We start from the raw sequence: 12812 nt of genomic DNA on the forward strand, positions 1-12812 counted from the left end.
CGCCATGAACAGCCAGGCAGCAGCACTGAAGCCCGTCGCCGCCGTCTCGGAGCGCGACATGGCCAACGCCATTCGCGCACTGGCGATGGACAGCGTCCAAAAGGCCAATTCCGGTCATCCGGGCATGCCGATGGGCATGGCCGATGTCGCGACGGTGCTGTTCAGCCGCTTCATCAACATCGATCCGTCGGCCCCCAACTGGCCCGATCGTGACCGCTTCGTGCTGTCGGCCGGGCACGGCTCGATGCTGCAGTATGCGCTGCATTACCTGCTAGGCTTTGAAGACATGCCTATCGAAGAATTGCAGCGGTTTCGCCAGCTGGGCAGCCGCACCGCCGGACATCCGGAATATGGCCATGCGCTTGGCATCGAGACGACGACCGGCCCGCTTGGACAAGGCATTTCAACTGCTGTCGGCATGGCGCTGGCGGAGCGCATGCTGGCGGCCCGCCACGGCGCCGATCTCGTCGACCATTTCACCTACGCAATCGCCGGCGACGGCTGCCTGCAGGAAGGCATCAGCCACGAGGCGATCGATCTTGCCGGTCACCTGAAGCTCTCCCGGCTGATCGTCTTTTGGGACGACAATGCGATCTCGATCGACGGGCCCACGTCTCTGTCGACATCGATGGACCAGCCGGAGCGGTTCAAAGCCGCTGGATGGCATGTCCAGTCGGTGAACGGCCACGACACGGAAGCCGTTGCGGCGGCAATCGAAGCGGCGCAGCAATCGGACCAGCCGTCTCTGATCGCCTGCCGCACGGTGATCGGCAAGGGCGCCCCAAATCTGGGGGGTTCGGAAAAGACGCATGGCGCGCCGCTGGGCGATGCGGAGATCGCCGCGACGCGCGAAAACATCGGCTGGGCCTTCGCGCCGTTCGAGGTGCCGGACGATATCCTTTTCGCCTGGCGCGAGATTGCCGGCCGCGGTCAAGCGGCACGCCGCGCCTGGGAGAATCGGCTTGCCGCCTCACCACGGCGGCAGGCCTTCGAGAGCGCGGTCGCCGGCGCCCTGCCCGACGCGGTCTTCGAAGCACTCGACGCTTTCCGCAAGGAGCATGTCGGGAAGGCGACCAAGGTTGCAACGCGAAAAGCCTCGGAAATGGCACTCGCTGCGATCAATGGCGCAACCGAACTGACCGTCGGCGGCTCCGCCGATCTGACGCATTCGAACCTGACGATCACCAAGGGTATGAACCGCATCGCGCCGGGCGACTACGCAGGCCGCTACATCCACTATGGAATCCGCGAGCACGGCATGGCCGCAGCCATGAACGGCATCGCACTGCATGGCGGCTTCGTGCCTTATGGCGGCACGTTCCTGTGCTTCGCCGACTATGCGCGCGGCGCGATGCGGCTCTCGGCGCTCATGGGCCAGCGCGTCATCTATGTGATGACGCATGATTCCATCGGTCTCGGCGAGGACGGCCCGACCCACCAGCCGGTCGAGCACCTGGCGATGCTGCGGGCGACGCCAAACCTCAACGTCTTCCGCCCGGCCGACATCATCGAAACGGCGGAGTGCTGGGAACTGGCGCTGAGAAGCGAGAAGCGGCCGAGCGTGCTGGTGCTCTCGCGCCAGAACCTGCCGATGCTGCGCCAAGCACCTAGCGACGAGCCACACAGCGACGAGAACCGGTCGAGCCGAGGCGCCTACATCCTGCGCGAGCCAGTCGGGCAGCGCGCGGTGACGCTGATCGCCACCGGCTCGGAGGTCGAGATCGCGGTTGCCGCCGCCGAACGGCTGGAGACCGGGCACGGCGTCGCCGCCGCGGTTGTCTCGATGCCGTGCTGGGAGCTTTTCGAGGAGCAGGACGCCGGCACCCGCAAGGCAGTCCTCGGCTCGGCGCCCCGCATTGCCATCGAAGCCGCAGCTCGGCTCGGCTGGGACCGCTGGATCGGCGACACCGGCACTTTCGTCGGCATGGCCGGTTTCGGCGCCAGCGCCCCTGCCCCGGATCTCTACCGGCATTTCGACATCACGCCCGAAGCCGTCGCGGCAGCGGCGCTGAAGCTCATCATCTAGGAGAAACCGACAATGGCCCGCATCACCCTTCGCCAGCTTCTCGACCATGCCGCCGACCACGGCTACGGGGTGCCGGCATTCAACATCAACAACATGGAACAGGGCCTCGCCATCATGGAGGCCGCCAGGGCCTGCGATGCGCCGGTTATCATCCAGGCCTCACGCGGCGCCCGTTCCTATGCCAATGACATCATGCTGGCCAAAATGATGGAGGCGTTGACCGAAATCCATCCGGCCATTCCGCTCTGCATCCATCAGGATCACGGCAACAACGAAGCCACCTGCCTGTCGGCGATCCGCCACGGCTTCACCTCGGTGATGATGGACGGATCGCTGATGGCGGATGCCAAGACACCGGCGAGCTACGATTACAACGTCGCCATCACCGAACGTGTCGCACGCATGGCGCATTGGGTCGGCGCTTCGGTCGAAGGCGAGCTCGGCGTGCTCGGCTCGCTGGAGACCGGCCAGGGCGAGGCCGAGGACGGGCACGGCGCCGAAGGTGCGCTTTCCCATGACCAGCTTTTGACCGATCCCGATCAGGCGGTCGACTTCGTCACCGCCACCCGGGTCGACGCACTGGCGATCGCCTGCGGTACCTCCCACGGCGCCTATAAATTCAGCCGCAAGCCCGACGGCGGCATCCTGGCCATGCAGGTGATCGAGGCGATTCACGAAAAGCTACCCAACACGCATCTGGTCATGCACGGGTCTTCCTCCGTGCCGCAGGAACTGCAGGATATCATCAACAACTATGGCGGCGAGATGCCCCAGACCTTTGGCGTCCCGGTCGAGGAAATCGAGCGCGGCATCCGCTACGGCGTGCGCAAGGTCAACATCGACACCGATTGCCGAATGGCCATGGCCGGGCAGTTCCGCCGCGTTGCGACGGAGGACCCGCGCGAATTCGATCCGCGTAAATTCCTGAAACCCGCCATGGACGCGCTGCGCGACCTTTGCCGCGATCGCTTCGAACGCTTCGGCACCGCAGGCCACGCGTCGAAGATCAGGGTGATCGCCATGGATGAGATGGCGAAACGTTACGCCGCAGGAAAGCTCGACCCCCATATCGCAACCGCGAAAGCCGCCTGAGCGGCAAACAGGAGACCTGCCATGAACAAGATCGACATGCCCTCAGCAGGCACGCTCAAGGAAGGCAAGGAACGCTACAGGTCGGGCGTCATCCCCTACAAGAAGATGGGCTACTGGGAGCCGGACTACCGGCCCAAGGAGACCGACCTGATCGCCATGTTTCGGATCACGCCGCAGCCCGGCGTCGACCACGAGGAGGCGGCCGCCGCCATCGCCGGTGAATCCTCTACCGCGACATGGACCGTGGTGTGGACCGACAGGCTGACCGCCTGCGAGCTCTACCGCGCCAAGGCATTCAAATCCGAGCCGGTGCCGAACACAGGTCCAGGCACCAGGATCGAGCAACAGTACTTCGCCTATATCGCCTACGACCTCGACCTGTTCGAGCCCGGCTCCATCGCCAACCTGACTGCATCGATCATCGGCAACGTGTTCGGCTTCAAGGCCGTCAAGGCCCTGCGGCTCGAGGACATGTGTATCCCCGTGGCTTACCTCAAGACCTTCCAGGGCCCGGCGACCGGCATCGTGGTGGAACGCGAGCGGCTCGACAAGTTCGGCCGGCCGCTGCTCGGCGCGACGACGAAGCCGAAGCTTGGCCTGTCAGGCCGCAACTACGGCCGCGTCGTCTACGAGGCGCTGAAGGGTGGCCTCGACTTCGTCAAGGATGACGAGAACATCAACTCACAGCCCTTCATGCATTGGCGCGACCGCTTCCTCTACTGCATGGAGGCTGTGAACAAGGCGTCGGCCGCCACCGGCGAAGTCAAGGGCCATTATCTCAACGTCACCGCCGGCACGATGGAGGACATGTACGAGCGCGCCGAATTTGCAAAACAGCTTGGCTCCTGCATCGTCATGATCGACCTCGTCATTGGCTACACGGCGATCCAGTCGATGGCCAAGTGGGCACGCCGCAACGACATGATCCTGCACCTCCACCGGGCCGGCAACTCGACCTATTCGCGCCAGAAGAACCACGGCATGAATTTTCGCGTCATCTGCAAATGGATGCGGATGGCCGGCGTCGATCACATCCATGCCGGCACGGTGGTCGGCAAGCTGGAAGGCGACCCGCTTATGATCAAGGGGTTTTATGACACGCTGCGCGAGGAGCGCACGCCGCAGAACCTCGAAACCGGGCTGTTCTTCGATCAGGACTGGGCCTCGCTCAACAAGGTGATGCCCGTCGCCTCCGGCGGCATCCATGCCGGCCAGATGCACCAGTTGATCCATTATCTCGGCGAGGACGTCATCCTGCAGTTCGGCGGCGGCACGATCGGCCATCCGGACGGCATCCAGGCCGGCGCGACGGCCAATCGCGTCGCGTTGGAGGCGATGATCCTCGCCCGCAACGAGGGCCGCGACTATCTGCGCGAAGGGACCGAAATCCTCGAACAGGCGGCCAGATGGTGCACGCCGCTCAAGGCGGCCCTGGAGACGTGGAAGGACGTCACCTTCAACTACGAATCGACCGACACGGCCGACTTCGTGCCAACCGCAACGCCGAGCTTCTAGACGAAAGGAACCGTCGCCATGATGACCAATCCCGGAAACAAGGTCACGCAGGGACAGTTTTCGTTCCTGCCCGAGCTAACCGATGAGCAGATTTCGGCACAGATCAAATACGCACTGAAAAACCACTGGGCGGTCAGCGTCGAGTACACGGACGATCCACATCCGCGAAACACCTATTGGGAAATGTACGGCAACCCGATGTTCGACCTGAGGGACCCGGCGGGCATCCTGCTTGAAGTCAACAATTGCCGGAGAGCTATGCCCAACATGTATGTCCGGGTCACCGCCTTCGATTCGACCAAGGGCTGGGAAGCACCGCGCATGTCATTCATCGTCAACCGGCCACCCAATGAACCCGGGTTCCGGCTGCTGCGCCAAGAGCGTGACGGCCGCAGTCAGGGCTATTCGATCGTGCCTTATGCGACCGACAGGCCCGAAGGCGAACGGAGCTAGGCGAACCATGCTGGACGCGATAGCTAAGAGCGCTGCCGCGCAGGGCGAATCGGTTGATCTACAGGCCGAGTTCGAGGCGTCCAACATCGACGAGGTGATGGACAAGCTCGACCGCGAACTCGTCGGCCTGAAGCCCATCAAGACCCGCATCCGCGAGATCGCGGCGCTGCTTCTGGTCGACCGGCTTCGCCGCAAGTTCGGGCTGACCTCGGGCGCGCCGACGCTGCACATGAACTTTACGGGGAATCCCGGTACCGGAAAGACCACCGTGGCGCTCAGAATGGCCGAAATCCTGCATCGTCTCGGCTATGTCCGCGAAGGGCACATGGTCGCGGTCACGCGCGACGATCTCGTCGGCCAGTATGTGGGCCACACCGCGCCCAAAACCCGCGAAGTGATCAAGCGCGCCATGGGCGGGGTGCTTTTCATCGACGAGGCCTACTATCTCTACAAGCCCGAGAACGAACGCGACTACGGCCAGGAATCGATCGAAATCCTGCTGCAATGCATGGAAAACAACCGGGACGATCTGGTTGTGATTCTTGCCGGCTACAAGGACAAGATGGACCGCTTCTTCGACAGCAATCCTGGCATGCGCTCGCGCATCGCCCATCACCTCGATTTTCCGGACTACGGCGTCAGCGAACTCAAATCAATCGCCGAGATCATGCTGGCGGAACAGAATTACCGTCTCAGCGAAGCGGCGGCCAAGGCGCTCGAAGAGTATCTCCCGATCCGCATGCGGCTGCCGCATTTCTCCAACGCCCGCTCCGTTCGCAATAGCCTCGACCGGGCGCGGCTTCGCCAGGCCGGCCGGCTTTTCGCATCGCGCGACCGAGCGTTGACGAAAATCGATCTTATCACCATCGAGGAATCCGATATTCGCGGCAGCCGCGTGTTCGCGGAAGGTAAGCTCGAAGGCGAACCGGAGACGAAGGCGCGCTGACAAGATGACGGCGATTGGTGTGCAGCGACCGGAAACGGACGACAGAATGGGAGCCGACGACCATGGATAGCAAGACAATCATCGCGCCCTCGGTGCTTTCCGCGGACTTCTCGCGGCTCGGCGACGAGGTCGAAGCGGTCGTCCGGGCGGGTGCCGACTGGATCCATCTCGACGTGATGGATGGCCATTTCGTGCCAAACATCACCTTCGGTCCGCCGGTGGTCAAGGCGATCCGCAATCGAACGGACAAGGTCTTCGACTGCCACCTGATGATCGCACCGGCCGACGCCTATCTCGGCGCCTTCGCCGATGCCGGCTGCGACATCATCACGGTGCATGCCGAGGCCGGACCGCATCTCGACCGTTCGCTGCAGGCAATCAGAAATCTCGGCAAGAAGGCCGGCGTGTCGCTGAACCCGTCAACGCCGGAAAGCGTCATCGAATATGTACTTGACCGGCTCGATCTGGTGCTTCTGATGACGGTCAATCCGGGCTTCGGCGGCCAGGCCTTCATTGCGGCGGTCGTCGACAAGGTCAGGCGGGTCAAGGCGCTGGTCGGCAATCGTCCGATCGACATAGAGATCGACGGCGGCGTCACGCCCGAAACCGCTCCGCTGGTCACCGCGGCCGGCGCCAATGTGCTGGTCGCCGGCTCGGCCATCTTTAAGGGCGGCACCGAGGCGGCCTATCGCGCCAATATCGGCGCCATCAGGCAGGCGGCCGACGGGGCGATCCGGAAAGCGGCGTAAACCGTTTCATCGGAGGGCAAACATTTCATCGGAGGAAAACTTGGCGGCAATCCCACCTGTCTGCGATTTCGGCTGGCGAGCCATCGACGCCGTTTTGCCAGGCGTCGACGGCACATCGCATTCGATCTTAAGCCACGCCGGCCCGAACGGGCTGGTGGTGGCCTTCATCTGCAACCACTGCCCCTATGTGAAGGCGGTGATTTCACGCATGGTGCGCGACGCCAATGACCTCAAGGCCGAAGGCATCGGCTTTGTCGCGATCAACTCCAATGATAGCGACGCCTATCCAGATGATTCCTTCGACAACATGAAGCTCTTTGCCAGGACGAACGGCCTCACTTTCCCCTATCTCCATGACGAGCACCAGACGGTGGCGCGTGCCTACGGAGCCGTTTGCACCCCGGATTTCTTCGGGCTCAACAGTGAGTTGACGCTGCAATACCGCGGCCGGCTGGACGCGTCGCGACGCGACGCCGAATCGCCCAGGCTGAGGCGCGACCTGTTCGAGGCGATGAAGCAGGTTGCCCGAACCGGCGACGGACCGCTTGACCAGATCGCTTCGATCGGTTGTTCGATCAAGTGGAAGGATGCTGCATGAACGTCGGCGCAGGCAGGCCGTTTCGCTCGCCCAAGGCGATCCTGTTCGACCTCGACGGCACACTGGTCGATTCGGCGCCTGATATAGCGGCCGCCGTCAACGAATTGCTGGCCGGCCACGATCTGCCGCCGCTGCGGCTGGATCAGGTCAAGGCCATGATCGGCGGCGGCATCAGGAAACTGGTCGAACGCGCCTTCGCGGCTTCCGGCACGCCGCTCCTCGGCAGCGCGCTCGATGAGGCCAACCGCGTCATGGCGCCGATCTATCGCAGGCATCTGACCGGCCGCACGAGGCTGATGCCTGGCGTCAGGGAGGTTCTCACGCACTTGCATTTGAGCGGAATAGCCATGGCCGTGGTGACCAACAAGCCGCAGCTGGCGGCGCGCGAAATCCTGCTGCATTTTCGGCTGACGGAATATCTCGGCGCGATCGTCGGCGGAGACGCGGTGACATCATTGAAACCGGCGCCAGACGCGCTGTTGCTGGCGCTCGACCTGCTTCAGGTCGAACCTCGTGACACGCTGATGGTCGGAGACAGCAGCGCCGACGTGGCCGCCGCCCGCGCCGCCGGCATGGCAGTCATTCTGCTGCGTGGCGGATACAGCCAAATTCCCGTTGAAGAGCTTGGCGCCGACCTCGTTTGCGACAGCCTGTTCGATCTGCCGTCCGCGATGCAGAGGCTGCAAGACGCTGCGTGACCCCATGCGCAAAGCCTAGCCAACGCCGGCCGAGCGCAGTCCAACGGCCGGCAGTACCGCGTTATTTTGAGAATTGTTTCAGATAAGCAATGACGTTGGCGATGTCCTCGTCTTTCTTGAGGCCGACAAACGCCATCTTGGTTCCTTTGACCATCGCCCTGGGATCGCGAAGGTAGGTCGTCAGCGTGGCTTCGTCCCATTTGACGCCGGACTTGCCGGCCTCGGTCATGGCCTTGGAATAGCTGAACCCCGGATGCGTCCCGGCCGTTCGGCCGATGACGCCGTTCAAGGACGGGCCGACCTTGTTCTGGTCCTTGTCTGCGACGTGGCAGACCTTGCATTTGGCGAAGACCTTCTCACCCGCCGCGGCATCCTGTGCCTGAGACTGGGTAGTGACAAAGGTGGCGACGGACACGGCGGCGAAAAAAGCGACTGCGCGCATGGCATTTCCTCATTGATGGTGTGAGTGCCCGGGACACTTTACGCGTGTCGATGCCTTGATCGCCGGCATTCGTTTTAAAGCGGGAGAGCGAACCATTCGTCCTTCCTCCCCGGACTGGCAGGACCTGCACACCTCGAAAAGCTAGACTGCCGATGAGGGAAGTCAATCGTACAAAGGTCCTGTTTCGTTTCCCGACTGCGCGACGGGAAGTGTGTAGCGACACGCGGTCCACATCATTGACGCATGTTGGCCGAACGCGTAGCCTCACTCCAACCGGTTTGCTGTTTGGGCACCTTCAGGAATCCGCGCAACTCCAAAGCACGAACTCTGGAGAGTTCGCCGCGCAGGCGATGATAAGTGCCAAATGGACATGGTCGATCTCATATTAACGGTGTGCCTTAGCGCCAATCCGGGCAATTGCCGAGATGAACATCTCTATTTCGAGAGCCGCGGCTCTCTGTTCCAATGCATGTTCCTGGCGCCCGCCGAGATCGCAAAATGGTCTCAGGAACATCCGAGTCTCAAGGTCGTGCGCTGGAAATGTGCCGTTCCGAGCAAGGAACGAGCGATTTGATCGACATTCCTGGTTCGTCGACGGCCCTGAAGAGGAGACGCCATGATGATTTCGCGGCGTACGACGCTGCGCTTGGCGGCTCTGGCGGCCATCCTCGCCTCAAGGCCGGTTGCCGTCTTTGCGGCCGCTAAGGTCCGAATTGGTGTCCTGAAGTTCGGGACCGTGAGTTGGGAACTCGATACGCTGAAACGCCACAAGCTCGACGAGGCCAACAGGATCGATCTGGAGATTGTCTACTTCGCCGGGGAGGATGCGACCAACGTCGCGCTGCTGGCCGGCGCGATCGACATGATCGTGACCGACTGGCTGTGGGTCTCGCGCCAGCGCTCCGAGGGCGGCGACCTTACATTGGCCCCTTATTCGACCGCCGTGGGGGCAATCATGGTGAAGGAGGAATCGCCGATCCGGACGCTCGCCGACCTCAAGGAAAAGAAAATCGGTGTCGCCGGCGGCCCGCTCGACAAGAGCTGGCTACTGGTCCAGGCGCTGGCCAGACGCGATCACGGCCTCGACCTGCCGACAGCCTGTGACGTCGTCTTTGGCGCGCCGCCGCTGATTTCTGAAAAGGCAATGCAAGGCGAACTCGATGCCGTGCTCAATTTCTGGCATTTCTGCGCCCGGCTCGAGGCCAATGGCTTTCGTCGGTTGATCGGTGCGGATGACGCGACGAAAGCGCTTGGTGCCTCGGGCCCCGTGTCGGCACTCGGCTACGTCTTCCACGACCAATGGGCGAACGACAATCCGGATGCCGCCCGGGGCTTCGTCAAGGCATCCAAGCAGGCCAAGGACTTGCTAGCCAAATCCGATGATGAATGGCTGCGCATGGCGCCACTCATTCGCGCAGAAGGCAAGGAGCTGGAAAAACTGCGCGACCGCTATCGCCAGGGCATCCCAAGACGGCCGGTCGCCGAAGAAGCGGTCGATGCGGGCAAACTCTATCACGTGCTGGCCGCGATAGGCGGCGAGAAGCTGGTTGGCAGGGCGCCCGAGATGGCGCCCGGCACGTTCTGGCCGGAACTCGCGAAATGACCGCAACGGAAGACAAGTCGGGTCGATCCGGCTTTGCGACGCCGCTGACGCCAGCGCTGACGGTAACGGTTTCCCTGATTGGACTTTGCCTGCTGTGGGGCCTCGCGGCTCATCTGTGGCAAAGCCGTGCTTTCCCCCCACCAGGGAAGGTCTGGCAGGTACTGCTCAGGGAAGCGGCGAGCGGTGACCTTTTTTATCATCTTGGCGCCACGCTCGGACGAGTTGCTGCGGCGTACGTCGTCGCAATGATTATCGGCTCGGTCATCGGCGTCATCCTCGGCAGCTACCGCGGTGCGGACCGGTTCTTCAGTCCGTGGGTGGTCCTGTTTCTCAACATTCCCGCGCTGGTGGTCATCGTGCTCGCCTATATCTGGTTCGGCCTCAACGAGGCGGCGGCGATTGGCGCAGTTGCCGTGAACAAGATCCCGAATGTCGTGGTGACGATGCGCGAAGGCGCCAGGGCGTTTGATCCGCGTTATGCCGAAATGGCCGCCGTCTACCGCTTCGCCCCACTCGAGCGCATCCGCCATGTCCTGCTGCCGCAACTGCAGCCCTATTTTGCGGCGGCCTCGCGGTCCGGCATCGCCCTCATATGGAAGATCGTCCTGGTGGTCGAACTGCTCGGCCGCTCCAATGGCGTCGGTTTCCAGATCTATCTCTATTTCCAGCTCTTCGACGTCGCCGCTATTCTTGCCTACACGCTGGCTTTCGTGGCGGTGATGCTTGTCATCGAACTTCTCCTGGTGCAGCCCATTGAACGACATGCAACCCGTTGGCGCCGCCGTCCCGCTTAGGGTCGACATCGCCGAAAAGACCTTCAGGTCCGCGCAAGGTGTGTCGATCACGGCGCTTCAGGGTCTGTCCTTCGAGGTCCGGCCGGGCGAATTCGCTTGCCTGTTTGGGCCGTCGGGCTGCGGCAAGACCACGACGTTGCGCATCCTGCTTGGACTGGACAAAGACTTTTCCGGCTCTTTCCAACTGCCGCAAGGCGGCTCGAACCGCATCGCCGCCGTGTTCCAGGAGCCTACTTTGCTGCCATGGCGGACGGTGGAGCAGAATGTCAGGCTGGCGCTGCCGAAAAGCCTAAGAGCGAAGAGTCTCGACGAGCTGTTTGACACTCTCGGCCTCGCCGGCATGCGCTCGCTCTATCCGGCGGAGCTTTCGCTCGGCCTTGCGCGCAGGGCAGCGCTTGCCAGGGCCTTCGCCACCGAACCGGCGGTACTTTTCCTGGACGAACCCTTTGCCTCCCTCGACGAACAGACCGCCGAGCGGCTTCGGCAATTGCTTTTGACCGTCTGGTCAGCGCGGCCTACGACCGCCTTGATGGTAACGCACAATCTGCGCGAGGCACTGATGCTGTCGGACCGCATCATCGTGCTTGCGCAGCGCCCAGCCCACGTGCTCGGCATGTTCGACGTAAGATTGCCGCGACAACATCGCAATCCACAGGTGATGAGCGACCTTTTGCGGTCATTCCAGCAAAAATTTCCGGGTGTGGCCTGATCGCCTTACGGCTCGAATGCGGATTGCAAGGTATTTCGCAGCCAATGGCCAATAAAAACAGCGAGACTGTGAGGCGCACGGCCACGCGTGCCTGTTCCGCCTGACTAAAAGCAACGTACGTCGGCTTCAGCCTGCGCGCGTTTCAGTTCCGTGCGCGCCGCCTTCGCTGGCGCGCTTTCGCGAAACAACCCTGCCGCCTCCCCTGTCGTCAACGACATACTTTTGAAGGTCTCCGCCCGCTCATAGTGATCGTAAGGAAGGATCGAGGCGATAACATCGATCGAGCAGGAACAGCTTTCAAGCGCCTGACGTGTCTGGCCATTTGTTTGCATGCAGCCGAGCACGTAGTCGGCAATCGTTGCCGTCGGGTAGTCTCCCGCGGCGTTGGCCGAGTTCGCAAAGGCCAGCGTGGTCGCAAAGGCCACCGGCAAGGTGAGAGATCCAACAGACCTTATCATGAGGAACCTCCAGTTGGCCTGGACACCATGCATCCAGACGGGATCATCGCTCCAATTGGCGACGTGCCGCAAAGCCAGTCAAGCTCCCATGGCCTGCGTATAGGACCAAAGGAGGAATGCCCTATCGACCGACAAGAGCCAGCTTCATGACCCGCTGCGCACCCTCCTTCACGCGTTCATTTCATGCTTCGCTCACTATCGGCAACCAGCGAGACGCACGCATACTTACTCGGAGGTGCCCCGCAGAATATATCGAAATAAAGTCAAATGTGTATCACCTCGATAATACAGGAACAATATGGTTGCTATATATATCGCGGCTGGCGGTCATCCTCTTATTAGTTTTTCACACGGTGCTTATTTTAATTGTTTCTAAATATTGCATCGCACCATAATCGATATTGCAGCGCAGCGACCCATTGCAGGTTTTTGCTTGCCTGGCCTTTTACGATGACATAGCTTTTTCCTGTTTCCGGCTTCAAGAGCGCCACCGTCATCAGGGAGCGGCGGCAGTCTTTCGAAGACCAAGGGGGGCGGGCGGTAACGGTGCCCTCTGCTTCGGGGTAGGTCGTGACAGCTGCCGGAAAATAACTTCCCAACATGAATTGCTTGGGCAAGCCCTTGTGGGGCTTGACGGTCGATTCTTCACTGCGAACCCGGGAGGATTTTGGATGCGTGTACTTGCGAAAACTACTTACATTCTGACGACCGCGGCGTTTTTATCGCTCG

General features: G+C 61.9%; 15 protein-coding genes. 12 read left to right on the top strand and 3 right to left on the bottom strand.

Translation table 11 applies throughout. The annotated features are described in order from the left end of the window. Positions 1-4: 4 nt before the first annotated feature. From tkt to gph, 8 genes are all read left to right on the top strand, one after another. Positions 5-2026, top strand: a complete 2022-nt coding sequence (tkt, locus tag NKJ23_RS29020; protein WP_352683986.1) for a transketolase — start codon at positions 5-7, stop codon at positions 2024-2026. Positions 2027-2038: 12 nt separating this feature from the next. After that, a complete protein-coding gene (gene fba / locus NKJ23_RS29025; RefSeq protein WP_352683988.1) occupies positions 2039-3118 on the top strand; it encodes a class II fructose-bisphosphate aldolase in 1080 nt (359 codons plus the stop codon). Between the two features lie 21 nt (positions 3119-3139). Further along, positions 3140-4633 (top strand): ribulose-bisphosphate carboxylase large subunit, encoded by a 1494-nt coding sequence (locus NKJ23_RS29030; protein ID WP_502902587.1) that lies wholly within the window; start codon positions 3140-3142, stop codon positions 4631-4633. Between the two features lie 18 nt (positions 4634-4651). Further along, positions 4652-5086: a ribulose bisphosphate carboxylase small subunit gene (locus NKJ23_RS29035; protein ID WP_352541881.1), complete on the top strand. Its 435-nt coding sequence runs from the start codon at positions 4652-4654 to the stop codon at positions 5084-5086. A 7-nt stretch (positions 5087-5093) separates the two neighbouring features. After that, positions 5094-6032, top strand: coding sequence for a CbbX protein (cbbX, locus tag NKJ23_RS29040; RefSeq protein WP_352474619.1), 939 nt, complete (start codon positions 5094-5096; stop codon positions 6030-6032). Positions 6033-6094: 62 nt separating this feature from the next. Next, positions 6095-6781 carry a ribulose-phosphate 3-epimerase gene (gene rpe / locus NKJ23_RS29045; RefSeq protein WP_352683991.1) on the top strand — a complete coding sequence of 229 codons (687 nt, stop codon included), beginning with the start codon at positions 6095-6097 and terminating at the stop codon, positions 6779-6781. 40 nt (positions 6782-6821) lie between these two features. Then, complete coding sequence (locus NKJ23_RS29050; RefSeq protein ID WP_352617338.1) at positions 6822-7379, top strand: thioredoxin family protein; 558 nt, start codon at positions 6822-6824, stop codon at positions 7377-7379. Continuing rightward, positions 7376-8077 carry a phosphoglycolate phosphatase gene (gene gph / locus NKJ23_RS29055; RefSeq protein ID WP_352683993.1) on the top strand — a complete coding sequence of 234 codons (702 nt, stop codon included), beginning with the start codon at positions 7376-7378 and terminating at the stop codon, positions 8075-8077. Before NKJ23_RS29050 ends, gph begins: the two co-directional genes overlap by 4 nt. A gap of 61 nt (positions 8078-8138) precedes the next feature. Here gph and NKJ23_RS29060 read toward each other — a convergent pair whose 3' ends face one another. Then, positions 8139-8519: a c-type cytochrome gene (locus NKJ23_RS29060; protein WP_352503280.1), complete on the bottom strand. Its 381-nt coding sequence runs from the start codon at positions 8517-8519 to the stop codon at positions 8139-8141. 364 nt (positions 8520-8883) lie between these two features. Here NKJ23_RS29060 and NKJ23_RS29065 point away from each other — a divergent pair, with 364 nt between their 5' ends. The 4 genes from NKJ23_RS29065 to NKJ23_RS29080 are packed head-to-tail and all read left to right on the top strand — an operon-like array spanning position 8884 to position 11625. Beyond that, positions 8884-9093, top strand: a complete 210-nt coding sequence (locus NKJ23_RS29065) for a hypothetical protein (protein ID WP_023678830.1) — start codon at positions 8884-8886, stop codon at positions 9091-9093. A 42-nt stretch (positions 9094-9135) separates the two neighbouring features. Then, entirely contained in the window at positions 9136-10122 is a 987-nt protein-coding gene (locus NKJ23_RS29070; protein WP_352683995.1) for an ABC transporter substrate-binding protein, read from the top strand. Continuing rightward, on the top strand, positions 10119-10916 hold the full coding sequence (locus NKJ23_RS29075) for an ABC transporter permease (RefSeq protein WP_352455605.1): 798 nt from the start codon (positions 10119-10121) through the stop codon (positions 10914-10916). The genes NKJ23_RS29070 and NKJ23_RS29075 overlap by 4 nt, the downstream gene beginning before the upstream one ends. Next, the gene (locus NKJ23_RS29080) at positions 10885-11625 is read left to right on the top strand and encodes an ABC transporter ATP-binding protein (RefSeq protein ID WP_352622942.1); all 741 of its coding nucleotides are present in this window, start codon (positions 10885-10887) and stop codon (positions 11623-11625) included. The genes NKJ23_RS29075 and NKJ23_RS29080 overlap by 32 nt, the downstream gene beginning before the upstream one ends. 104 nt (positions 11626-11729) lie before the next feature. On the opposite strand, the gene NKJ23_RS29085 is transcribed toward NKJ23_RS29080, so the two are convergent. Together NKJ23_RS29085 and NKJ23_RS29090 are read right to left on the bottom strand one after the other, a co-directional pair. Beyond that, positions 11730-12083 (bottom strand): hypothetical protein, encoded by a 354-nt coding sequence (locus NKJ23_RS29085; protein ID WP_352665692.1) that lies wholly within the window; start codon positions 12081-12083, stop codon positions 11730-11732. Between the two features lie 362 nt (positions 12084-12445). Then, positions 12446-12685, bottom strand: coding sequence for a hypothetical protein (locus NKJ23_RS29090; RefSeq protein ID WP_352683999.1), 240 nt, complete (start codon positions 12683-12685; stop codon positions 12446-12448). Positions 12686-12812: the final 127 nt, after the last annotated feature.

It is taken from the genome of Mesorhizobium sp. M0184 (genome assembly GCF_040322215.1).
GTDB lineage: Bacteria > Pseudomonadota > Alphaproteobacteria > Rhizobiales > Rhizobiaceae > Mesorhizobium.